The sequence below is a fragment of the Streptococcus mitis SK564 genome (assembly GCF_000148525.1).
In the GTDB taxonomy this organism is placed as follows: domain Bacteria; phylum Bacillota; class Bacilli; order Lactobacillales; family Streptococcaceae; genus Streptococcus; species Streptococcus mitis_H.
Genome location: NZ_AEDU01000007.1, coordinates 92,272 through 116,895, shown reverse-complemented (window position 1 = coordinate 116,895; position 24,624 = coordinate 92,272). Strand labels below are relative to the sequence as shown.

The 24,624-nt window shown below is 40.2% G+C and carries 24 protein-coding genes and 1 other annotated feature; of the genes, 1 reads left to right on the top strand and 23 read right to left on the bottom strand.

The genetic code is table 11. The features are described 5' to 3' along the window. Window positions 1-106 precede the first annotated feature (106 nt). Window positions 107-1,597: a lysine--tRNA ligase gene (lysS, locus tag SMSK564_RS05275; protein ID WP_000102452.1), complete on the top strand. Its 1,491-nt coding sequence runs from the start codon at window positions 107-109 to the stop codon at window positions 1,595-1,597. A 63-nt stretch (window positions 1,598-1,660) separates the two neighbouring features. Here the strand turns inward: lysS and SMSK564_RS05270 are convergent, their stop codons facing one another. From SMSK564_RS05270 to tehB, 23 genes are all read right to left on the bottom strand, one after another. Beyond that, entirely contained in the window at window positions 1,661-2,500 is an 840-nt protein-coding gene (locus SMSK564_RS05270; protein WP_000182497.1) for an amino acid ABC transporter substrate-binding protein, read from the bottom strand. Between the two features lie 9 nt (window positions 2,501-2,509). Further along, window positions 2,510-3,139, bottom strand: coding sequence for an amino acid ABC transporter ATP-binding protein (locus SMSK564_RS05265; RefSeq protein ID WP_000891754.1), 630 nt, complete (start codon window positions 3,137-3,139; stop codon window positions 2,510-2,512). Between the two features lie 9 nt (window positions 3,140-3,148). Continuing rightward, a complete protein-coding gene (locus tag SMSK564_RS05260) occupies window positions 3,149-3,790 on the bottom strand; it encodes an amino acid ABC transporter permease (protein WP_000120843.1) in 642 nt (213 codons plus the stop codon). A gap of 304 nt (window positions 3,791-4,094) precedes the next feature. Continuing rightward, window positions 4,095-4,250 carry a hypothetical protein gene (locus SMSK564_RS05255; RefSeq protein WP_000502580.1) on the bottom strand — a complete coding sequence of 52 codons (156 nt, stop codon included), beginning with the start codon at window positions 4,248-4,250 and terminating at the stop codon, window positions 4,095-4,097. A gap of 9 nt (window positions 4,251-4,259) precedes the next feature. Next, window positions 4,260-5,570, bottom strand: coding sequence for a GTPase ObgE (gene obgE / locus SMSK564_RS05250; RefSeq protein ID WP_033630762.1), 1,311 nt, complete (start codon window positions 5,568-5,570; stop codon window positions 4,260-4,262). 63 nt (window positions 5,571-5,633) lie between these two features. Next, on the bottom strand, window positions 5,634-5,768 hold the full coding sequence (locus tag SMSK564_RS05245; protein WP_000863859.1) for a DUF4044 domain-containing protein: 135 nt from the start codon (window positions 5,766-5,768) through the stop codon (window positions 5,634-5,636). Between the two features lie 58 nt (window positions 5,769-5,826). After that, window positions 5,827-6,003 (bottom strand): PspC domain-containing protein, encoded by a 177-nt coding sequence (locus SMSK564_RS05240; RefSeq protein ID WP_025170891.1) that lies wholly within the window; start codon window positions 6,001-6,003, stop codon window positions 5,827-5,829. Window positions 6,004-6,032: 29 nt separating this feature from the next. After that, the gene (locus tag SMSK564_RS05235) at window positions 6,033-7,358 is read right to left on the bottom strand and encodes a glycosyltransferase family 4 protein (protein WP_001219438.1); all 1,326 of its coding nucleotides are present in this window, start codon (window positions 7,356-7,358) and stop codon (window positions 6,033-6,035) included. Between the two features lie 15 nt (window positions 7,359-7,373). Continuing rightward, the gene (cpoA, locus tag SMSK564_RS05230; protein ID WP_000412286.1) at window positions 7,374-8,417 is read right to left on the bottom strand and encodes an alpha-galactosylglucosyldiacylglycerol synthase; all 1,044 of its coding nucleotides are present in this window, start codon (window positions 8,415-8,417) and stop codon (window positions 7,374-7,376) included. A 115-nt stretch (window positions 8,418-8,532) separates the two neighbouring features. Next, a complete protein-coding gene (locus tag SMSK564_RS05225) occupies window positions 8,533-8,862 on the bottom strand; it encodes a metal-sulfur cluster assembly factor (protein WP_000331925.1) in 330 nt (109 codons plus the stop codon). 14 nt (window positions 8,863-8,876) lie between these two features. Continuing rightward, on the bottom strand, window positions 8,877-9,986 hold the full coding sequence (gene rpoD / locus SMSK564_RS05220; RefSeq protein ID WP_000201907.1) for an RNA polymerase sigma factor RpoD: 1,110 nt from the start codon (window positions 9,984-9,986) through the stop codon (window positions 8,877-8,879). A gap of 2 nt (window positions 9,987-9,988) precedes the next feature. Then, window positions 9,989-11,749, bottom strand: a complete 1,761-nt coding sequence (dnaG, locus tag SMSK564_RS05215) for a DNA primase (protein ID WP_000227868.1) — start codon at window positions 11,747-11,749, stop codon at window positions 9,989-9,991. Window positions 11,750-11,838: 89 nt separating this feature from the next. Next, complete coding sequence (locus tag SMSK564_RS05210; RefSeq protein ID WP_000125435.1) at window positions 11,839-12,597, bottom strand: ABC transporter ATP-binding protein; 759 nt, start codon at window positions 12,595-12,597, stop codon at window positions 11,839-11,841. After that, window positions 12,594-13,460 (bottom strand): ABC transporter permease, encoded by an 867-nt coding sequence (locus SMSK564_RS05205; RefSeq protein WP_000637231.1) that lies wholly within the window; start codon window positions 13,458-13,460, stop codon window positions 12,594-12,596. Before SMSK564_RS05205 ends, SMSK564_RS05210 begins: the two co-directional genes overlap by 4 nt. A 68-nt stretch (window positions 13,461-13,528) precedes the next feature. Further along, window positions 13,529-14,533 (bottom strand): tryptophan ABC transporter substrate-binding protein, encoded by a 1,005-nt coding sequence (gene trpX, locus SMSK564_RS05200; protein ID WP_000792170.1) that lies wholly within the window; start codon window positions 14,531-14,533, stop codon window positions 13,529-13,531. A 41-nt stretch (window positions 14,534-14,574) separates the two neighbouring features. Beyond that, window positions 14,575-14,721 carry a hypothetical protein gene (locus SMSK564_RS13595; protein WP_000694302.1) on the bottom strand — a complete coding sequence of 49 codons (147 nt, stop codon included), beginning with the start codon at window positions 14,719-14,721 and terminating at the stop codon, window positions 14,575-14,577. Between the two features lie 76 nt (window positions 14,722-14,797). Then, window positions 14,798-15,015 (bottom strand) — a binding site (T-box leader). A 69-nt stretch (window positions 15,016-15,084) separates the two neighbouring features. Further along, window positions 15,085-17,781, bottom strand: a complete 2,697-nt coding sequence (gene ppc, locus SMSK564_RS05195) for a phosphoenolpyruvate carboxylase (RefSeq protein ID WP_000058176.1) — start codon at window positions 17,779-17,781, stop codon at window positions 15,085-15,087. A 24-nt stretch (window positions 17,782-17,805) separates the two neighbouring features. Beyond that, window positions 17,806-19,029, bottom strand: coding sequence for a cell division peptidoglycan polymerase FtsW (ftsW, locus tag SMSK564_RS05190; RefSeq protein ID WP_000703375.1), 1,224 nt, complete (start codon window positions 19,027-19,029; stop codon window positions 17,806-17,808). A gap of 161 nt (window positions 19,030-19,190) precedes the next feature. Further along, a complete protein-coding gene (gene prsA / locus SMSK564_RS05185; protein WP_000727948.1) occupies window positions 19,191-20,129 on the bottom strand; it encodes a peptidylprolyl isomerase PrsA in 939 nt (312 codons plus the stop codon). A gap of 66 nt (window positions 20,130-20,195) precedes the next feature. Next, entirely contained in the window at window positions 20,196-20,909 is a 714-nt protein-coding gene (locus SMSK564_RS05180; RefSeq protein WP_029690293.1) for an O-methyltransferase, read from the bottom strand. Between the two features lies 1 nt (window position 20,910). Beyond that, entirely contained in the window at window positions 20,911-22,713 is a 1,803-nt protein-coding gene (gene pepF, locus SMSK564_RS05175; protein ID WP_000244150.1) for an oligoendopeptidase F, read from the bottom strand. 18 nt (window positions 22,714-22,731) lie between these two features. Continuing rightward, window positions 22,732-23,685 carry a competence protein CoiA gene (locus SMSK564_RS05170; protein WP_000495925.1) on the bottom strand — a complete coding sequence of 318 codons (954 nt, stop codon included), beginning with the start codon at window positions 23,683-23,685 and terminating at the stop codon, window positions 22,732-22,734. 72 nt (window positions 23,686-23,757) lie between these two features. Continuing rightward, window positions 23,758-24,618, bottom strand: a complete 861-nt coding sequence (tehB, locus tag SMSK564_RS05165) for an SAM-dependent methyltransferase TehB (protein WP_000413752.1) — start codon at window positions 24,616-24,618, stop codon at window positions 23,758-23,760. Between the last annotated feature and the right edge of the window lie 6 nt (window positions 24,619-24,624).

Genomic DNA, 24,624 nt, shown 5'->3' with positions numbered 1-24,624 from the left:
TAGTTTTGAAAGATTATCCGTGAATTTCTTGCTTATTTATGATAAAATGGGAGTATCGCAAAAATGACTCATCGTATTCAATTTTGAGTAAAACTAGGAGGATCCCATGTCAACAGAACATATGGAAGAACTAAATGACCAGCAGATCGTTCGCCGTGAAAAAATGGCTGCACTCCGTGAACAAGGAATTGATCCTTTCGGAAAACGCTTTGAACGCACTGCAAATTCACAAGAATTAAAAGATAAATATGCTGACCTCGATAAAGAACAATTACACGATAAAAACGAAACAGCTACTATCGCAGGACGCTTGGTAACCAAACGTGGTAAAGGTAAAGTAGGTTTTGCCCACCTTCAAGACCGCGAAGGTCAAATCCAGATTTACGTTCGTAAGGATGCTGTCGGTGAAGAAAACTATGAAATCTTCAAAAAAGCAGACCTTGGTGACTTCCTTGGTGTCGAAGGTGAAGTAATGCGTACTGATATGGGAGAACTCTCTATCAAGGCGACTCACATCACTCACTTGTCTAAAGCACTTCGTCCACTTCCAGAGAAATTCCATGGTTTGACAGACGTTGAAACAATTTACCGTAAACGTTACCTTGACTTGATTTCGAACCGTGAAAGCTTCGAGCGTTTTGTCACTCGTTCAAAAATCATTTCTGAAATCCGTCGTTACCTTGACCAAAAAGGTTTCCTTGAAGTGGAAACACCTGTTCTTCACAACGAAGCTGGTGGTGCGGCTGCCCGTCCATTTATCACCCACCACAATGCCCAAAACATTGACATGGTGCTTCGTATCGCGACTGAGCTTCACTTGAAACGCCTTATCGTCGGTGGTATGGAACGCGTCTATGAAATTGGCCGTATCTTCCGTAACGAAGGAATGGACGCTACTCATAACCCTGAGTTTACTTCTATCGAAGTTTACCAAGCTTATGCAGACTTCCAAGATATCATGGACTTGACGGAAGGCATTATCCAACATGCTGCTAAATCAGTTAAAGGCGATGGTCCAGTCAACTACCAAGGTACTGAAATCAAAATCAATGAACCATTTAAACGTGTTCACATGGTGGATGCTATCAAAGAAATTACTGGTGTAGATTTCTGGCAAGACATGACTTTGGAAGAAGCTAAAGCTATCGCTGCTGAGAAGAAAGTTCCAGTTGAGAAACACTACACTGAAGTTGGCCACATCATCAATGCCTTCTTTGAAGAGTTTGTTGAAGAAACCTTAATCCAACCAACCTTTGTCTATGGACATCCAGTAGCTGTATCTCCACTAGCTAAGAAAAATCCTGAAGACCAACGCTTTACTGACCGTTTCGAGCTCTTCATCATGACTAAGGAGTACGGTAATGCCTTTACTGAGCTCAACGATCCAATCGATCAACTTAGCCGTTTTGAAGCCCAAGCTAAAGCTAAAGAACTTGGTGACGATGAAGCGACAGGTATCGACTACGACTACATTGAGGCTCTTGAATACGGTATGCCTCCAACAGGTGGTTTGGGAATCGGTATCGACCGTCTCTGCATGCTTCTCACTGATACAACTACTATCCGTGACGTATTGCTCTTCCCAACAATGAAATAAATTCTTATCCTCTGGTTCTTGCCAGAGGATTTTTTGATGCAAAAAAAAAGACTGAGTAAAAACTCAATCTCTACTTTTCACTTCTTTGGTTGCTACATCTTCTCCAAACCATTTTTGGCTGATTTCCTGGAACTTTCCTTCTTGGTATAGTTCAATAAAGGCTTGGTTTAAAGCTTGTAGTAATCTTTTGTCAGCTGGTCTAACTCCGACTGCAAAGGATTCACTTTCAAATCCAGCCGAAAAGACATTATAGTCATTTAATATCCCCTCAGACTGAAGATAGTAATTAGCATACACTCGGTCAATCAACAAGGCATCAATCCGATCATTCTTTAAGTCAATCAAGGCCTCATTAAAACTCTGGTACTGATTGGCCTTCTGGTCTTTGACACGATTTTTCAATAAATCTGGCTGGGCCTCAAAGTCAAGATAACCAGAGGACCCAGCTTGGGCACCCAAGGCCTTATCCTTCATCTCCTCTACTGAATGAATTTGCTGGCTTTTCTTCGCAACCAGAACTTGCTGATTTTCCATATATGGAATGCTAAAGGCAACTTTCTCTCGGCGTTCATTAGTGGCAGAATAACCATTCCAGATGGCATCAATAGTCCCATTTTGCAGTTCCGTCTCCTTCATATCCCAGTCGATTGGTTGAAATTGAACCTTAAAACCTAATTTTTCAGAAACTGCTTGTGCTAAGTCAATATCAAATCCTGTATATTGGCCATTCTTTTCTTCAAATCCCATGGGTACAAAGGTATTGTCAAAACCAATGGTTATACTACCTTGCTCTTGATACTTATTCCAGTTATCTTGCTTTGGATCACTAGCCTTCTGAGTACAAGCTGTTAAAAAGAGAGTCAGGAGTGAAACCAATACTAAAGTAATTTTCTTATTAGTCATTGGCACCTCCTACTTGGGCTCAACCTTGAGAATCTGATCCGCGATATTTTCAGCGAATTGTAAATCGTGGGTAACCACAATCTGCGTCATCCCAAGTTCCCTATTTTGCAAGATCAGTTTTTCCACTTCCAAGCGTAATTCTGGATCTAGGGCCGAAGTCGGTTCATCGTAGCCAATGATTTCTGGGTCAATCATCATAGCACGCGCCAAGGCCACCCGCTGCTTTTGCCCACCAGATAATGAGAAAGGATAGGCATCTGCGTGCCCTGCTAGTCCTAACTGTTCCAAGAGTCCACGCGCCTTCTTCTCAGCCTCTTCCTGCTTCATTCCCATAGTTTTCACAGGTGATAAAGTCAAATTATCTAGAACTGATAAATGAGGGAAAAGTTGAAAATCTTGGAATACAAATCCCAATAAATTCCGCTTCTCCAATTCATCCAGTTCTAAAGGTTCTCCATTATAAAAGATTTGCCCTGAATCAATGGTTTCAAGACCCGCAAGCATACGTAAGAGAGTTGTTTTACCTCCACCAGAAGGTCCAACGATAGCTAGGATTTGCTTTTCAGGAATGTTTAGACTGAAATTAGATAAAATTTGCTTTTCACCAAATCCCTTATTGATATTTCGTAATTCTAACATTGCAGCCTCCTATCTATAGTAACTGTACTTCTTCTCAACTTTTTTGGCAAGAATGGTCACAATCCCAATCAAAATCAAGTAAATGGCTCCTGCCAAGAACATGGGAACCAGGCTAGCGTCACGGTTGGCAGCTGTTCGACTAGCCAAGATAAGATCTGAAATTCCTAGAGCATAGACCAGAGAAGTATCCTTGACCAAACTCATGACTTCATTAAAGACACTAGGAAGAACAATCTTGGTTACCTGAGGCAAAATAATGTAGCGAACTGTGGCAAAGGGAGTAAACTTCAAGACCTTAGCAGCCTCATATTGACCTTTAGGGATAGTATCAATCCCACCACGGAAGATTTCAGCAAAGTAAGCCGCATAATTGAGAACAAAGGCAATGATAGCCGCAGGAAGACGGTCCAAACGGATCCCAATACTTGGGAGCACATAATAGATAAAGATCAACTGCAAGAGCAAGGGTGTGCCTCGCATGATCCAGATATAAATGTTAATCAGATGATGGAGGAGCTTCCAATGGACTTGCAAGGCAAAGGCAATCAAAACGCCCAAGGGAATAGAAAAAATCAAGACCAGCACAAAAACCTGTAAAGTCATGCTTGCACCGCTCAATAAACTCGGTAATATCTCAAACAAATAAGACATGCTGACACCTCCTAAAAATAATTGCTCCTATTATAGCATAAATAAACTAAATAACCAACTATTTTTGTAAAAAAATTCTTTTTCAATAGAAAAAATACAATGTCTTGAAGCTAGAATAGGACAACACGACTTATAAAGCCTTGTTAGTCATTTAATTTGAATTTCCTAGTCTATTTGTTTATATTCCATTTCAATATATTATAATTTATAAGTGAAAAGAAAGGACAAATTTTGCCCTTTCTCGATCTTAGCTTCTATTTGTTACAGTTAACTTGACTGATAATTGGAGTTTTATCTTACGTATTTAAGATGGATTGTCTTTTTTAGTTCGTGCCAATCTCAAGGCACGATTTGGATTGAGACGATTAAATAGTTCTTCCAATTTCTTTTCATTCCAAACGTCTGCGGCGGAAACAAAATTGCCATCCGCATCTCGGAAAGATATCGGTTTATCTCCCATACCAATCTCCTAGTCTACAAATTCAAACTCAAATTTACCAATGCGGACCAAGTCACCATCTTTAGCACCACGCGCACGAAGGGCTTCATCAACACCCATACCACGTAATTGACGGGCAAATTTCATGACTGATTCGTCACGATCAAAGTTGGTCATATTGAAGAGTTTCATGAGTTTTTCACCAGAAAGCACCCATGTTGCATCATCATCACGACTAATTTCAAATGCTTTCTCTTCCTCGTCAAAGCCATAGTAAGCTTCTTCTTCCATATCTGACTCGTCGTATAGTAAGAATTCTGGTGTCTTATCTAACAATTCAGCTGTAGCATCCAAAAGTGTAGCCAGACCTTGCTTGGTCAAACCAGATATTGGGAAAATAGCTGGTAGCTCTTCAAATTCATCGTAATTTTCAGCTAATTTCTTCTTGAATTCTTCAAGATTTTCCTGACTTTCAGGCATATCCATCTTATTGGCTACAATAATCTGTGGACGCTCCATGAGGCGAAGATTGTATGACTCCAGCTCTTTATTGATCGCTAGGTAGTCCTCATATGGATCACGTCCTTCGCTAGCTGACATATCAACGATGTGAAGGATGACACGTGTACGCTCGATATGGCGGAGGAACTGGGTTCCCAAACCAACACCTTGACTAGCACCTTCAATCAAACCTGGTAAATCAGCTACTGCAAAGGAGTCACCTGATTGAGTACGAACCATACCTAAATTTGGCACAATGGTCGTAAAGTGGTAGGCACCAATTTTAGGTTTAGCAGATGTGATAACACTTAAAAGGGTTGATTTCCCAACAGATGGGAAGCCCACTAAACCAACATCTGCAAGGATTTTTAGTTCCAATTGTAACTCACGTTCCTGACCTGGTTCTCCATTTTCAGAGATTTCAGGTGCAGGATTTTTTGGTGTCGCAAATCGGATGTTTCCACGTCCACCACGACCACCGTGGGCAACGATAAATTCTTGACCATGTTCAATCAAATCTGTCAAGACCTTGCCAGTTTCCGCATCACGCACAGTCGTACCTTGTGGAACACGAACTCTGAGATCCTCTGCACCACGACCATGCATCCCTTTGGTCATTCCTTTTTCACCAGAATCAGCCTTGAAATGACGGTTATAGCGGAAATCCATGAGAGTACGTAGTCCTTCGTCTACAACGAAGACGACATTGCCTCCACGACCACCATCACCGCCCCAAGGACCGCCATTAGGGACATATTTTTCACGGCGAAAGGCAACCATGCCATCACCACCATTACCAGCCTTGACCTTAATCTTGGCTGTATCTAAAAACATACTCATTTTTTCTTCTCACTTTAAAAAAGGGCTGGGAAATCCCAGTCACTAAATTTTCTTGAATCTATTCTATAGATTACTAAGGGCACCAATTGCAGTTGCAAAAATTCCCAATAAACTTGCTACTAGCATGATAATCACGATAAACAAGGTTATTTTCTCAAACATAGTTTTTTTACGATTTCCATTATCTCCAAATGCCATTTTTCTCTCCTTCGTTGCATTCTATTTTCTATTATCTTAGCATGAATTGAGCTAGTTTTCAATAGTCACTTGCTACAGGTGCGATAATCCATAAAATGATATAAGCTAGAACTCCCGCTCCGTAACAGCAAGCAAGGACACCCCAAATGACTCGAACGATAGTTGGATCCATATCTAGATAATGGGCCACTCCAGCACAAACACCAGCAATCTTTTTATCACGACTGCTTCTCATTAATTGTTTTTTCATAGCTATTCCTCTTTCTATTCTTCATGGTCTTTCCAATAATCTCTGATGCTGATTAACTGTGTTTTTGAAGCCCTCAGCATGCGTCTAGAGCCTTTTACAGGCACAGCGACCACCTTTTGCGGTAGATACAAAACTGTCTTAAAGATACGCTGGCTGACCGTATCATCTTTGGCTAAATCTTTCTGGAAATTATTTGAAATAATAGCGTCAAGATAAAACTCATGCACCCGTTTTCCAAAGTTCTCAGCTGAAATCTCGTACAACTTCTCTGATAAAGTATGCTCATTCATGTCTGGTGTTGCAATCAGGGCTTCCAAAATAGCACCAGCCAAATCATGTTCACCGTAATACAAGGTTCCAAACATCTTGCCATTGATCAGATTGTCCAGATAAGGATTTCCATGTGCAATTACAGGAGTCCCACTAGCTAAGCTTTCCAAGTAGGTCAAGCCTTGGGTTTCACTTGTCGATGCCGAGATGAAGAAATCCGCCGCCTTATAGTAAAGAGCTGTCTCACTAGGAGCAATCATCCCTGTAAAGACAACAGAGTCTTGAATCTCTAGTTTCTGGGCTTGCTCTTTGAGGTCATCCAGATAAGGACCATCCCCAGATACCACCAGTTTAACCTTGTCTTCTTCTTTCAGAACTTCTGCAAAGGCTGCTAGTACTGCTTGAATATTTTTTTCATAGGAAATTCTGGAAAGGCTAAGCAACATCTTTTCATCATCTTGAATCCCTAGTTTAGTACGCAGTTCTTTCAGATTTTCTTGCTTGATTTCTGGACGTTCAAACTTGGCTAATTCAATACCAGTTGGAATAACTCTCTTTTCCACCTTGACCTTATAGTCAGATAACAAGTCACGGACAATCTCACTCGGGCAAATAACCCCATCTACATCATGCAAGAAACCTCTAACCAAGTACTTGACCATACTCGGACGAATCAACATCCCCTTAGCAATATAGTGGACATAGTCTTCGTATTGAGTGTGATAGGTATGGATGACTGGAATCTTCAATTCACGCGCAATCCAAATCCCCAACAGGCCAAGAGAAAATTCTGTCTGAGTGTGGATAATATCTAGCTGATATTGTTTGGCAATTTCAAGCGCCTTGCTGAATCCTCGATAGGCAAAGCGGCGATCCTTAAAAGCAAAAAAGGGAACACTTGGAATGCGGATGATTTGCCAATCTTCGTAACGATTGACATCCTTATCTGTCGTCGTAAAGATAAAAACAGCATGTCCCTGCTTTTCAAGTTCTGTTTTCAAGGTTCGAATACTGGTCGCAACACCAGAAACCTGAGGAAAATAGGTATCTGTAAATAAACCAATTCGCATAGATTACCTCACTTTTTACTTTCTCCCTAAAGCAGCTTGTTTCTCATAAAAGTCCAACCAGATTTGTAACAGATGCTCTTCTGAATACTCTCTGGAAATATTCTTAGCTTTTTCTTTGAGGTCTTTCAAGGCAGCAGGATTTGCTTGATATTCTAAAATAGCCTCTTTCATCTCTTCTCTATCTGCTGTCGCCCGATAATTTCCCTCTAAAATCACCTTATAAAGATCCAAATCACGTAGCATAATAGGAGCCTCACAACTAGCAGCCTCTAAAATCGTCATAGGGAAGAGCTCATTATAACTAGGCAATAAGAAAAGGTCCGCTAGGGCATACAATTCGCGCATCCGCTCTGGCGATACAATACCTGGAAAAATCAAATTTTTAGGGGGATTTTCCATCATTTTCTTGTAGCGTTCATAACCATCTGTCATACCACCAAAAGAGAAACCACCAGCCCAGATAAAGGTAATCTGCGGCAATTCCTCAGCCAGACGGATAAAGTCATCAATCCCTTTACGTTTCTGAACTTGACCAGCACCTACTACGATAAACTGATTATCACTAAGACCTAGCTCTGTTCGCAGTCTGACTATCTCTTCTTGCGGAAGAGGATGCCATTTTTCCTTGTTGACAAAGTTAGGAATATAGGTCACTTTTTCACGTGGAATACCAGCTGCCACCAAATCCTCAATAAACATCGGGTTTACCACAACCAAGTGCTCCATCCGGTTGTAAAAAGAAAATACATAGCGTTTCACAATTCCCTTTAAGAAAAATGGAATTTTCAAACTTCCCTCAAGTGTATCAGGTAAGAAATGCACATAGCCAATTTTCCTTCCTGAGCGTTTCTTTTGGAATGTTGATAAATAATAGGGGAAATCAATGGTATGAAAGTGAGTCACATCTGCCTCGATTGGAAGATTTTCTGTAACAATCAATTGGTCCTTTGCATCTCGGTGAAGAAGACGAACTAATTCACGGTAGGCACCTGAAACTCCTTGTCCTGCTACTTTCTCACTTGAACTCAACATATTGATGCGTAATTTCTTTTTTTCCATAACTACTATTATATCATTTTCTTTGAATAAAATCAGCAAAAGAAAGGAGAGACTAGAGGAAAAGAGGGGGAAATTTCCTCGCTCTTCCAATAATCTCTCACATGCTTTTATATGTTTACTTAATGCCTAGGGCAATGCGTGCATAGCGACTCATTTTTTCAACAGTCCAGGCTGGATACCAGACTAATTTAACCTCAGTATCCGTTACTTCTGGAACCTCTGTCATAGCATCATAAATCTGATCCGTCAAAAGATCTGCCAAGGGACAACCCATGGTTGTCAACGTCATATCAATCTCTGTTTGTCCTGTGTCGCCGTCAAAACGAATCTCATAGATCAAACCAAGATTGACAATATCGATTCCCAACTCAGGGTCAATAACTTCTTCCAAGGCTGATAAAATTCGTGTTTTGATATTTTCAATTTGCTCTTCTGTATAAGCCATATTCATCCTCACTCTTAGTCTTCAATAAAATCACGAAGCGGTTTACTACGACTTGGTTGGCGTAGTTTTCTCAAAGCCTTTGCTTCAATCTGACGGATACGCTCACGGGTTACGTTAAATACTTTACCCACATCTTCAAGGGTACGCATTTTACCATCATCAAGCCCAAAACGCAGACGCAAAACATTTTCTTCACGGTCTGTAAGAGTATCCAAGACCTCATCCAACTGCTCACGCAAGACGATACGAGTTGTATAGTCCACTGGATTTTCAATCACTTCATCTTCGATAAAGTCCCCAAGGTGGCTATCATCCTCTTCACCAATAGGAGTTTCAAGAGATACTGGTTCTTGGGCAATCTTCAAGATTTCACGAACCTTATCAGGTGTCATATCCATACGTTCAGCGATTTGTTCTGGTGTTGGGTCTTGACCCAATTCTTGAAGGAGGTTACGCTGTTCACGAACCAATTTATTGATGGTTTCAACCATGTGAACTGGGATACGGATGGTACGAGCTTGGTCCGCAATAGCACGAGTGATAGCCTGACGAATCCACCAAGTTGCATAAGTTGAGAACTTGAACCCTTTAGAATAGTCAAACTTGTCAACCGCCTTCATCAAGCCCATATTCCCTTCTTGAATCAAGTCAAGGAACTGCATACCACGGCCAACATAGCGTTTGGCAATAGAAACAACCAAACGAAGGTTGGCTTCCGCAAGACGTTGTTTGGCTTCGATATCACCAGCTTCAACTGCTAGTGCCAATTCTTTTTCCTCTTCATTGGTCAAGAGAGGAACGACCCCGATTTCTTTCAAGTACATACGGACAGGGTCATTAACCTTAGCAGAAGTTGAACCAATCAAGTCCTCATCGCTGAGTTCTGGTTCTTCTTCAGTGCTAAGAACACGCGCACTTGGATTTCCTTCGTTATCTGTGATAGAAATTCCTGCATCCTGAATCCGTTGCAAGAGATCTTCAATTCCATCAGCGTCCAAGGTAAAAGGAACGACAAGACTAGCATTGATTTCATCGTCTGTTGCTGTCCCTTTTTGCTTATGATTACGGATAAATTCTGCTACTTGTACGTCAAATGTTGTTACTTCTTTTTGTTTTGTTGCCATTATTACTCCATTCTTCTCTTTTGGGAAATTAAACGTTCCAATTCTTCTAAGGCTGTGTCTGTATCTCCTACATGGCTAGCTTCCTGCACCTTCTTTTTGATTCTCATATTGTCCTGATTCAAGAGAGCCTTGTTTCGAGTCATCTCTACTTCACTAAGTTCCTGCGGTGACATCTCAGCAGGTAAATCCTGAGCTAAAACTTGGTACCAAGCTCTTTCAACTTCCTCTGTCTGTTCTGCTAGAACTTCTGGAGGAAGATTGCCATACTGACCAAGCAAGTCATATAAGACCTGAAATTCAGGTGTATCAAATGAAAAGTCTTCCCGCAATCGGTAATCATTCAAAACAAGAGGGGATTCCATCATTCTATAAAGTAGATGGGCTTCTGCCCTCATAATAGCCGATAACTGCTTGGTGACAGGCATGGTGATTGGCGTCGGTCTGGAAATTCCTTCCATGCGATTCTGCCTTTGCGCCTGACGACTCTCATTAATAATCTGCTCAATCTGGGCATAATCAAAGGACACCAGACTGTCAGCTAAAATATGAATATAGCTGTTTTGAGCAGTGATGGACTTTTCTTGAACAATCAAGGGAGCTATTTTTTCAATAAACTCAATCTGAGCCTGTAGATTTTCACTATTTTCAGGCTTGTACTGGTGAATGTAAAACTCAATCGGACTAATACGAGTTTTCGTTAATAGATAGGCCAAGTCTTCTGGACCATTTTTTTGTAGATACTCATCTGGATCCAAGTTATCAGGCATGCTGATGATCTGCACAGGCATCTCACCAATTTCGTCCAGCGCTTTCAATGTCGCAGCTTGCCCAGCCTTATCGCCATCGTAAACAAGAACCAACTTCTTGGTTAACCTTTTTAGATGCTCAACATGCTCGCGACTCAAGGCTGTTCCCATGGACGCCACAGCATTTTCGATTCCAGCCCGATAGGCTGCGATAACATCCATGAATCCTTCCATCAGATAAATCTCACTGGCTTTTCCAGAAGATTTTTTTGCCCTATCCATATGATATAATTCGTAACTTTTGTTAAAAATTGCAGTCGATCGGCTATTTTTATACTTAGAAGTTTGTGAATCCGTTTTCTGCCAGATACGACCTGAGAAGGCAATGACCTTTCCCTGATCATTTGTCAGGGGAAACATAATCCGATTGTGAAAAGTGTCTACAAATTGATTGGCATCTGATAGGTAAAATAGCCCTGAATCTAGAAAATCCTCATCACGATACTGACCAGACAAACGTTGATAGAGATAGTTTCGTTCTGGAGGTGCTAAACCAATCCGAAAATGCTTTAGCACTTCATCTGTCAAACCACGCTGATAAAGGTAGTTTCTGGCCTCTTCCCCCATGGTCGTTGTCATGAGAATAGCATGATAAAATTTGGCAGCATCTTCGTGCATATCATAAAGAGCTTGGTGGGGTGAAGCTGGCTTCTGTTCACTATAAAGCGGTTTTTCCATCTCTATCCCGACACGCTGACCTAAGATTTGGACAGCCTCCATAAAGGGAACCCCTTGGTACTCCTCGATGAACTTAAAGACGTCACCTGAGCGACCACAACCAAAACAGTGGTAAAACTGCTTGTCCTCTACAACGTTGAAAGAAGGTGTTTTTTCACCATGAAAAGGACAGAGCCCTAGATAGTTCCGTCCTGCCTTTTGTAAAGAAATCACATCTCCTATGACTTCCACAATGTTGGCATTGTTTTTGATTTCTTCAATGACTTGTTTGTCAACCATACACAATACCTCCATGTTATCATAGTTTACTTTATATAGTATACTTTATTTCAGAAAAAAAGTAAACCATTTCACGCATTTTCCCTACTTTATTCAAAGAGTTGATAATAATCAGAGATTTTCATTTTTGCTTTTTCTTCTTGGTTCAAATCTTGAATAATTCGTCCTTCTTTCATGACAATTAAACGATTGCCATATTTGAGAGCATCTTCCATGTGATGAGTAATCATAAGAGTTGTCAACTGATCTTTCTTGACAAATTCATCTGTCAATTCCATGAGGGAAACACTGGTCTTTGGATCAAGAGCTGCAGTATGCTCGTCTAGCAAGAGTAATTCAGGTCGCTTCAAGGTTGCCATCAAGAGACTCAAGGCTTGTCTTTGACCACCTGATAAAAACTCAATCGGTGTATTCAAGTGTTTCTCAAGACCATTTCCTACTTTTTCAATTGTTGTCTGAAACTCATCCTTATAACTAGTCAAGCGTCGTGGAAATAGTTCACGCTTTTCACCACGAAACTTGGCAATCAAGAGATTCTCTGCCACTGTCATACGAGGAGCTGTCCCCATCTTTGGATCTTGGAAGACTCGAGACAGATACTTAGCCCGCTTCTCTGGTGAAAACTTAGTAACATCTTCACCCAAAATACGGATGGTTCCACTGGTTAATGACAAGGTTCCTGCAATAGTGTTAAAGAGAGTTGATTTCCCAGCACCATTTCCACCTAAAATCGTGATGAAATCCTGTTCAAAAATTTCTAAGGAAACATCATTTAAAATAATCTTTTCTTCATCAAAGCCATTTTTAACGACTTTGGTTGCATTTTTTAATTCTACAATTGCTGTCATTTGCTTAATTTGGCTCCTTTCAAGATTGTTTGCTTAAATGTTGGAATCATGAGACAGACTGCTAAAATCAAGGCACTGTATAAACGAAGGTAACTTGTATTAAAGCCAAGCGCAATAACTGCCCACACTAAGAATTGATAAGCGATAGAACCTACAACGATGGTAACTAGACGTTCTGCCAAGCTCAAACTCTTGAAGATAACTTCTCCAATAATCAAACTTGCAAGCCCCACAACGATAACCCCGATTCCTCTAGATACATCGGCATAGCCTTCTTGCTGGGCAATGAGAGCTCCTGCAAGGGCAATCACACCATTTGATAAGACCAAGCCCATAAGCTCCATGCGTCCAGTATGAATCCCGAAACTTCTAGCCATATCAGGATTGTCACCTGTAGCAATATAGGCTTGTCCGAGTTTGGTGTCCAAGAAAAAGAGCATGAGAGCAATGACAAGACTGACAAAGATAAGACCTGTCAAGAGTTGGTTCAAGTCTGAATCAAAAGGCAAAACATCCTGAATTTGCTTGGTTCCAAGCAGGCCTAAATTCGCACGTCCCATAATCAAGAGCATGATTGAGTGACAAGAAGTCATCACCAAAATCCCTGAGAGCAAAGTGGGGATCTTCCCTTTTGTATAAAGAAGGCCTGCTGCCATTCCAGCCAAACAACCGGCTCCAATAGCAACAAGTGTCGCTAAAAAGGGGTTCACACCTTTGGTTATCAAAGTGACAGCAACAGCTCCCCCAAGAGGGAAGGAACCTTCTGTCGTCATATCTGGAAAGTTTAAAATCCTAAATGTCATAAAGATTCCCAGACCTAAAATAGCCCAGACAAATCCTTGAGAAATAATGGAAACAATCATATTTTATTTAATCCTTTCTATATTCATCTTTTTAAAAAATGGGAAGAGTCTCCTCCTCCCTTCCTTATTTATTCGATGACTTGTCCTGCTTCTTTGAGAACAGACTCAGGAATCGTAATACCTAGTTCTTGTGCTATTTTTTTATTGATGACTGACTTACCAGTTGAAAAGACATTGACTGGAGTATCAGCTGGTTTCGCACCTTTCAAGACTTGCGCAATCATTTTTCCAGTTGCCACACCAAGGTCATGTTGGTCAACTACAACGGATGCCAAACCACCTACTTCTACCATAGCTGTCGCACTTGGATAAATTGGTTTCTTAGAACTTTGATTGCTAGAGACAACCGTTGGAAATCCTGATGCAATGGTGTTATCAATTGGAACCCAAATAGCATCTACCTTGCTAGTCATAACAGTGACAGTTGAGGCAATTTCATTTGTTGAAGGAACTGCAAATGTTTCCACTGTCAGACCTGCTTTTTCAGCATAAGCCTTAAATTCTTCGACCTGTGTTTTTGAATTGTCTTCGCTACTTGAGTAAAGAGCTCCGATTGTTTTCACATTCGGTGTCAAAGCTTTGATGAGTTCAACTTGTTGTTGAGCTGGATTGTGGTCAGATACCCCTGTAATGTTGCCACCTGGTTTTTTCAAATCTTTGACCAAGTTAGCACCAATTGGGTCTGTAATAGCAGCCATGATAACCGGTAGGTCTTTTGTGGCACTAGCCAAACCTTGAGCAGCTGGTGTCGCAATACCAACCACAAGGTCATTTCCATTTGCAACCAATTGTTTACTCATTGTCGCAACCTTACTTTGGTCACCTTCTGAGTTCATAAAGTCGATCTTCAACTGGTCATCTTTATAACCTTCTTCTGCAAGCCCATCTTGGATCCCTTTATAAATCAAATCAAGAGATGGATGGCTCACAAACTGAAGAACACCAACTTTGGCAACTTTCTTTTCATTCTTATTATTCTGAGCTTCTGATTTATTCATTGAAGAATAAATCAAGCTTCCTGTTACTAAGACTGCTAATGCAGCAATAATTCCAATTAAACGTTTATTTTTCATTTTATTTCTCCTTTTTAATTCCTTTAAAATACTTCACTTATCTAATACTCTTCGAAAATCTCTTCAAACCACGTCAGCTTCACCTTACCGTAGCTATGGTTACTGACTTCGTCAGTTCTATCCACAACCTCAAAGCAGTGCTTTGAGCAACCTGCGGCTAGCTTCCTAGTTTGCTTTTTGATTTTCATTGAGTATAAACAAGCGACGCCATCGTTTTCTTTCCATACTAACCTCCATCAAAAAAGTCCTCACACAAAAAACTTGTGTGAGGACGTCGATGCGCGGTACCACCTCAATTATAGGGAATTTCCCTATCGCTCTGTCTCGCAATAACGAGATGCACTGTAAGGTGTGCTCACCGAATTTTTATGATTTCAAATTCTAAATAACATTCAGCCCAATTTTCATCATCACCACTTATCTGTTTTCAGCTACCACAGACTCTCTAAAAAGTTTGTATGATTACTTTTCTGAATGGTTAAATTATATCATTTTTAAACTACTTGTCAAGACTCTTTGAGAATTTTTTTGATCTTCACTTTTGAAAATGATTAGCCTGAATTACGCAAGCCTGTCGCAATTCCGTTGATGGTGATATGAATCAATCGTTCTTGATCACTGGACAATTCTCCACGACGTTGGCGTTTAATCAACTCTAACTGAATATAGTTGAGAATATTAAAGTAAGGCATACGGTAATCCAGACTAGCTTTTAGATATGGATTGTCAGCTAAGAGTTCGTCATGTCCTTCAATAGCCAAGATAACGTTCTTAGTAACTTGCCATTCATTTAAAATAGTCTCATAGATGGCCTTAACTTGCTCGTCTTCACAAAGTTTAGCATATTCAAAAGCAATATTCATATTTGATTTTGACAAAACCATATCAACATTTGAAAGAAGCGATTGGAAGAAAGGCCAATTTTGGTACATATCTCGTAAAATAGCAATATTCTCTGGATTTTTATCAATAAATTCCTTGAAGCTTGAACCAACCCCGTACCATCCAGGGAACATAACACGACTCTGTGACCATGAGAATACCCAAGGGATGGCACGCAAACCACCGATTTCAGTAATCGTCTTACGAGCTGCTGGACGAGAACCAATATTAAAGCTTGAAATAGCCTTGATTGGACTTGACTCGAAGAAATAATCATAGAAATGGTCATTACCAAAGACTAAATCACGGTAGATATCATAACTACGGTCCACTACTTGGTCCATAATGGCTTCATAACGATTTGATGTATTGGTATCGCTCTTCTTCTGCGTAATCATACGGTTAATGGCTGCAGATACTAGCATTTCAAGATTATAGTAGGCCGCATCTTTATTACCGTATTTATTGCCAATTACTTCACCCTGCTCCGTCAAACGGATACGATCCTTGATTGACTTGAGCGGTTGGGAGGTGATGGCTTCATAGGTTGGTCCACCACCACGACCGACAGTCCCACCACGGCCATGGAAGAAGGTAACCTTAACGCCAAATTCATCTCCAATAGCAGTCAATTGTTGTTGAGCCTTGTAGAGGGTCCAACATGATGATAGGTAGCCACCATCTTTATTACTATCAGAGTAACCAAGCATGATTTCTTGGTAGTTATTACGTGAAGCAATCCATTTCTTAGCAAGAGGAAGAGAAAGGTATTCTCTCATAGTTTCTTCTGAGTGGTCCAAGTCCTCAATTGTTTCAAAGAGAGGAACGATTTGGACACGGGCTCTTTCTTTATCAACTAACCCTACTTCTTTTAGCAAGATAGCCAATTCCAACATATCTGATACGCTGGTTGCATGTGAAATAATGGTTTGACGAATAACATCATCACCCAACTTATCTTTCAACTTACGAGCAGCTTTAAAGATGGCCAATTCTTTTTCAAGTAACTCTGATTTTTCAACGTGAGTGGCAGAAAGAATACGTGGATCTTCTTCTAATTCTTTCAAGAGAAGCTGGCATTTTTCTTCTTCACTTAGTTCGCTATAACGCGAATGAATTCCTGCTGATTTCAAAAGTTCAGCTACGCAGGCCTCATGAACACTAGAATCTTGGCGCATGTCAATAGATGCCAAATAGAAACCAAAAATTTCAACTGCCTGGATCAACTCAACAAAATCACCAGAAATCAGTGCTTCACCCTTATTTTCCAAGAGGGAATCACGAATGGTAATTAAGTCCTTATAAAAATCATTGGCCGTTTCATAGCGAGCCCCAACTTCCTTATCTTCAATCAGATAAGCTTTTGTCGCTTGGATTTTTGATTGAATATCAAACAAGGCACGGCGGTAAAGCTCTTTTTCACGGTAGATTGAGTTATCCTTGGATTGGCGAGCCATTTCTCTGACTTGCTTGCTGACATTGACAATACTTGTTGAGAGAGAGAATTCACGATAAAGTTGGTAAATCTTTTCATCATAGTAGTTCATGATGACTTCACACTGAGTCATGGCAGATTGTTTCAAGGTATCTGCTGTAACAAAGGGATTCCCATCACGGTCTCCACCAATCCACATTCCCATGGTAATTGGTTTAGGATGTTTCAACTCCAAGCCATGTTTTTTAGCCAGGCGCTTGTACTCAGCAGTCAAATGAGGAACAGCTTTCAGGAATGAACTATTGTAGTATTCCATAACATTCGTGATTTCATTGGTAACTTTCAATTTCTTTTCACGAATCATGTCTGTCTGCATGATAATCTCAATGTAACGACGGAGATCATTATGCCATTTTTCCTTATTAATCAAGCCTAATTTCACATCACGGTACTTACGCAAGAGGGTGTGGATATGGTTAGTCAAATCCAGCATACTCTTACGTTGCACTTGTGTTGGATGGGCTGTCAAAACAGGGACAACATTCAAATGTTCTAAAATTTCAACCGCATTTTCTTTTTCTGCAACCATTTTAATCGTTGCTGATAATTTACCAAGATAATCTTGATCTATATTATTTTGATGGTTGATTTCATAGGCCAAATCCACGTCTTCTGAAATATTAATCAAGAGAGGCAAGATAGAGAAATAGCGTGAAATATAAGCCATTTCATCATTTGTAAGGCTAGTAACCAATTGGTTCAAGCCTTGATAATCTTCTTGAGTTGATAATTCCTTCAACTGCATGATTTTTTCAAAAGTTTCTGGAGCAAGCATATTTTTAGTAATATCTTCTAACAATTCTGTTAAAATCAATACTTCTTCTTGCACGACAGCTTTATTACTATAGTTTTCTAATTTTTGAAGAGACATAGGCAATCCTTTCCACTATCAGCTCTACATATAGTTTGATGAGTGAGCTTCTAACTCCTCATACAATTGGGCACGTTTTTCACTTGCATCAATATTTAAGACAAAGGCGATGGCTACAGATAAGACTAGGAGACTGTTCCCTCCTTGCGATAAGAAGGGGAAGGTAACCCCTGTTGAAGGAATAATACCAGAAATTCCACCGATATTAACAAAGACCTGTACCAACATCATCCCCCCAACTCCAATCGCCATCATGGAATTAAAGGGATTCTTAGCACGAATTCCTACTAGGATAATTCGCAAAATGAGGAAAAAGACAAGTGCTAAAATCAAGCTGGCACCCACAAATCCAAACTCTTCAATGACAATTGAAAATACAAAGTCTGTATGGGCTTCTGGTAGATAGCCACGTTTTTCGATTGAATTTCCTAAACCTAGACCAAACCAACCACCATTGACCATGGCAAAGTAGGAATTTGCAAGTTGGTGGCCTGCTCCTGCCAAATCAGCAAAGGGATTAAAATAAGCACTGAAACGCTTGGCTACATATCCAAATACTGGAACTTTTGAAAACTTATCAACTCCTATAAAAGAAATAAGTGATAAGGATAAGGCAGAAATTCCAACTAAAATTCCAAAAAAAGCAAGAAACCATCTATAAGCGATTCCACTAACTGTATACATAATCAAAGCTACCAATGCTAGAATAGTAGCATTCCCCAAATCTGGGAAAATAGCAAGGCTGCCAATCAGTACAAAGAGGACAAAACGCCAATCATTAAAAGCACGAGGAAGCCACTGATTTTGTGTCAAAACTTGGAAGTCATAAATAGCGATATCCTCTTGTTGTTTGGAAAATCTGTTTGCTAAATACCAAATAATAATAATTTTCAAATATTCGGCTGGCTGAATAGTCAAAGGTCCTACTGAAATCCAGCCATAGGCTCCATTGACCGGAATACCAATCAAACGAGCCAAAGCTAATAGAATCAGCTCAACGAACATAACGATAAATAAAAGACGTTCGTTTCTTAAAAAATTCAGTTTCAACTTATATATCAAGGCAATCAGTATCAAACTAAATATCCAAAATAGTCCCTGACTTCGGACCAATTGCAGTGCACTTTGGCCTTCTTGAATTAAAATAGCACTGGTTGTCGAATAAACCACAATCAAGCCCAAAATAGATAACAGTAAGTAAGGAACTAGAATAGAATAGTTTAATAGGTGCCTCTTACTAATCTTCATAGTATCACCAATCTAATGAGAACAACACAATTGCTTCCCAAATTCCGTTTGTTTTCTAGTTTTGATTGCTATTATACCATTTTTTCCGAAAGAAAAAAACTCTTATCCATCAGATAGACCATTTTTGTCATAAGAAAAAGAGCACTTGGCCCTTTTCTGTTTTATTCTTTTGATGAACTGCTTGAGCTTGAATCTCCACCACCGATATATTGGGTAAAGATATTTTGGAAGGCTTGGTCTTTAACCTTGATATTGGCTGCTTGCAATTCTTTTCCGATAATACTTTGAACAAATGTTGAATCATTTTGTTTTTGAGTCAAGATAACAGTTTTTAATTTTTCTTTGTAGTTATCGATATTAGATGATTTTTCTGTTTTCTTAGTGACTTTTACAATGTAATATTGGCTGCTGTAGGCTTGTGTGCCAGTGGCTGTGATGACATCAGAAACACCATTTACATCTAAAGCAAAAGCAGCTTTTTTAACTTGTTCTGGTACTTCTGTTGAAGCAGAATCAAAGGTGATTTCTCCACCATTCGCTTTCGTTTTCTCATCTGTTGAATTATCTTTGGCTAATTGAGCAAAGTCTGCATCACTAGCTTTGGCTTTTTCAAGAATTTCTTTGGCCTTGTCTTCATTGTCCAAACGGATGATTTGAGCCGTTACATCTGGAGTGTACTCGTCAAAGGCCTTCTTATAAGCATCATCTGTCAATTCAGCTTCTGCTGCTTTTTTAACTGCCAACTCAACTAATTTACTTGTACGAATTTGAGCTTTACGTGTTTCAAGGGTCATTCCTGCTTGTGACAAGACACGTTGGTAGTTCTCACCATATTGTTTTTCTTCTTCTGCAATAGTGTCGTTGACTTCTTTTTCATCTACTTCTGAACCGTATTGTTTCTCAAATACTTTTTGGATGGTCAAGTTCAACAAGACTTGTTGGGCTGAAGGATTACTTTTCACTTGCTCATAAAACTGATGTTCAGTGATAACATCTCCTTTCATGCTGATAAGGTCTGCTCCTTCTGAACCTTTCGAACAAGCTGCTAAAGTTGCTACTGATAATAGTGTAATGGCACCTGCCAATAGTTTTTTCTTCATGTCTACTCCTTTGAGATAAGTGTTACCCTATCTATTTTACTATATTTTCTTAAATTTTTCTGAAAATCATTCGCTTTCAGGCAGTTGAACATCTGCTACATTTTTACGAAGCATGAGAATTCCGTCCCCCAGAGGTACTAATGTTGCTGTGAGTCCTGGATTGTCTAAGGTTGCATCAAACAGTCTTTGAAGTCCTCTGTAAATGGTTCGCTGACCTCGACGAACTTCCATGATATCCTTGGCAACATCACCACCTTGGAAAATATCATCCAAGACAACCACTCCACCAACTTCCAAGTGTTTGAGGATCTCTGGCAGAAAGACGATGTATTTAGACTTAGCAGAATCCATAAAGACAAAATCATAAGACTCTGTCAAGGTAGATAAGACATCTACCGCATCTCCTTCTAAAAGCGTGATTTGCTTACGACTGTCAAACTGGGCAAAATTTTCCTTGGCAAAACCAATCATTTCTGGATTGCGGTCAATGGTTGTAATTTTGGACTTTGGAGCATGTTCCGCCATCAAGAGGGCTGAAAAACCGATAGCCGTCCCAATTTCCAGAATATTTTTAGGTTGCATAGTTTCCATGAGAAAACGGAAATAAGCTACCGTTTCATGGGGGATGATGGGAATATTTTCCTTACGAGCAAAGTCTTCCAATTCTTTCAGGGATCCTGTGATTTGCTTTTGACGCTGGCGCATCAAGTCAACAATTTCTTCTTTGACAACAGGACGACGCATGTTATGGTTAGCATTTTTACTATACGATTCAACCATCTTATGCCAATCCCAATTTTTCAACAAGGGCTTCAAACTCATTCAAACGACGTTCAAAGACTGCAAAGGCATCGTTGAGATAGTCTTCCTTCTCCATATCAACACCAGCTTTTCTCATGACATTAAGTGGATAGTCAGATTTACCTGCCTTGAGGTAGTCGATATAGCGCTCACGGTCTTCTTGACTACCATGGACAATTTTTTCAGCCAGGGCTGAGGCGGCCGCAAAGCCTGTTGAATATTGATATACATAATAGTTATAGTAGAAGTGTGGGATGCGGGCCCACTCGTATTGGATTTCAGGATTGTCTTCCTTACTCAAACCATAATACTCTTGGTTCAAGTTTGCGTAGAGTTTATTTAGGAAATCGCTTGTCAAGACTTCCCCATTTTGATCCGCTTGGTGAATAGCGTGTTCAAACTCGGCAAATTGAGTTTGGCGGAAAACTGTTCCACGGAAACCATCTAGGAAGTTATTGAGAATAGCAAAGCGCGTTGCGTCGTCTTCCACTTCTTCCAATAATTTCTCCGTCAAGATATTTTCATTGGTAGTTGAGGCAATTTCAGCCAAGAAGATAGAATAATCTCCGTAAACATAAGGCTGAGTTTCACGCGTATAGCTTGAATGCATACTGTGTCCTGTTTCATGAACAAGTGTAAAAAGATTGTCTAGATTGTCCTGCCAGTTGAGGAGCATAAAGGCATTGGTATCGTAAGAACCACCAGAATAGGCACCTGAACGCTTGCCTTGATTTTCGTAAACATCAATCCAACGCTCACTGAAGGCACGTTTAACACGGCTCAAGTAATCCTCACCCAAGACTGCCAAGGCATCTTCTGCCTTTTTCAAGGCTTCTTGGTAGGTAAAACTGTATTCAACAGATGAAAGCGGTGTGTAGACATCGTACATCTTGAGGTCTGAAATCCCCAAAATCTTTGAACGAAGCTCAAGGTAACGATGCAAGAGGGGCAAATGCTTGCGAACTGCTGCTACCAAATTGTCATAAACACTCTCTGGAACAAAATTCGCCGCTAGGGCTGCATGACGAGCACTCTTATAGTTGCGAACTTTTGCTCGGTAGTTTTGCACCTTAACATTGGTTTGCAAGGTTTTGGCATAAGTATGTTGGAATTGTTCGTAAGTCGCATAAAGGGCTTGATAGGCACCACGGCGCACCTCACGATTTTTAGACTCCATCAAACGTGTGTAAGTTCCATGAGAGAGCTGCACTTCCTTACCATCATCGTCAAGAACATAAGGGAAAACAATATCCGCATTGTCCAAGATAGCGAAGGTTTCACTTGCCGAACCAAAGATTTCTCCAGCGCCAGCCAATAATTCTTCTTCGCGTTGTGAAAGAACGTGATCCTTGCCTTGTAAAAGCTTGTCAAAATAGTGTTGATAAACCTGCAATTTTGGTTGAGCTTCTAAAAAGTCAGCATACTGCTTTTCGCTAATTTCCATAAATTCAGGCTCATAGAATGAAAAGGCTTGGTCTAGCTGGCTATAGAGAGTCATGGCCTTGGCATAGTACTCTTGGTACTTGGCTTCACGCGTGTCCTGATCGTTCTTCATATGAGCATAAACGTAAAGCTTCTCCATCTGGCGTTCCATCTCAAGAGAAAATTCAGTGATTTCGAGTAGGCTATCCGCACTATCTAGGAGATGGCCTTCATACTGGGCTACTGTCTCCAATTGTTCTGTTAAATCTTTTAAGGCTTCTTCCCAAGCCTGATCAGTTGGATAGATCGTTGATAGATCCCATGTATCTTTTTCATTTATTTCATTTCTTTGTAATACCATTAGATTCCTCCATCCTTTCTATTCTACCATATTTTTCAAGAAATATTGCTGATAAAAGGCTGGTGGATAAAGCTTTTGCCAATCATTTTGAGGATTTTCTTGATAATAGGTGTAAAAATGCTGATAATAGCTATTCAAGTCTTGTTCAATCTGGAAAAATTTGCCCACTAGTGGTCTAATTTGGGGATACCATGCTTTTAGCTCATAAGTCAGGATATTCTCTCCCTTTTGATAGGCTTCTGCTTGTTCTTTCATCCAAATGGGATTTTGATAATACAGTTGTTGCCAGATATAGCGACAGATGTCCTTATCTTGAAAAACTGTAAAATGAGATATTTTTTGTTTCTTATAGGGAAAACGTAATATCTCCAGTAGACTACCGTGACCATAGGGAAATTCCTTAATCTGATAATGGAGTTTGCCACGGAGATCTTGGTGGATGAGATATTTAAGCCTTAAAACCTGTTTTCCCTTGTCTACTTCCCAAACATAAAATCCCATGTTTTGACTGAAATAGAGAAAACCTTCTTGTAGACGAGTCAACCGCTCCTTGAGCCAAAGTTTTTCTCCCAGCAACCACAGTACTTGGTAACCCTGACTACGATAACCCTCACTACGCTCCTTAAGAATTTTTTGAGGCAAGGGACTACACTGAACTTCTAGAACTAGATTGCCATTTACAAATACATCCGCAATCTGTTTAAGTTCTGGAAACGGGTATTCTAATTGCACCTCAGCCTCTGTTTTCAACCAGTTATAGAGGACTTCCTTATTTGCCAAGTGTTCTGGGCTTTCATTTTCAAATGAAAAATCACAGTCTTTTAAAGATTTATGGGCAAAATGGGTTCGGACACTTGGTCCTTGCCGCAAACGGAGCTGACCTCCACAAGCTGGGCAGGTGTATGCTTGCTTCTCGAGCTTATCCTCTAGCACATTTACCAATTGTCCCCTAGCATTTCTCGCAACAAACATGATTTCCCTCCTTTTCTATATTATTCGTAAAAAAGAAAAAAGATCAGGAAATTTCCTAATCTTCATGTGTGTTTACTTGATTTTCTTAGCTAGCATGGTCGCAAAGCGTAGTTGAATGCGATTGCCATTCTTATCGCGACGGTGAAGATGACCAGGATTTTCATTGTACTTGACCAACTCCCAATCCTTGTAGTATTCAGCCAATTCTCCCTCTTTAAATGTGAATGGGAAGTTCACTGAGCAAGGATAATCCTCCGTGTCCATGGCACAGACAATAAGATTATAGCCACCAACAGTGGTTTTCTCCTGCATATTTTTGATAATTTCAGGAATGCGGTCTGCTTGCAAAAACATCAAAACAACTGTCGATACGATGAAATCATAAGCTTGCCCAATGCTGGCTGAATTGATATCATAAAGACCAACAGGCATATCCAAATCTTCCTGCTCCACAATGCTTTGCAAGATTTCAAGGGCCAGTTCATTTTGATCCACAGCTGTCACATCAAAACCTTGCTGGGCTAGAAAGAGGGAATTACGCCCCTGACCACAGCCCAAATCCAAGGCTTTCCCTGGTTTTACTGTCTGCATAGCCTCTAGGACCTCTGAATGAACAGGATTAGTATTGTATTTCTTAAGGAAATAATCCACAGGTTTACAATAAAATTCCAAATACCATTCTACATCGTCTGTTACAGCCTCCACTCGGTGCCATGCTTGAGGTTGCGCCATTGGATTGTCTGCTCCTGCTTCAAAGAGGTGTTCAGCTAGAACTTCTCCTTCTTCGGTCAATTCAATAAACTTGAGGGCTCCTTTTACAACAGTAATCTTGCCCCAAGTCCCAATCTTGGTATTGTGCTTTTGCTGAACCGCCTCTGGCATGGTTTCTTTATTCCACAAGGGCATACGTTTATAGGCAACTAATTTTTCCATTTCCAA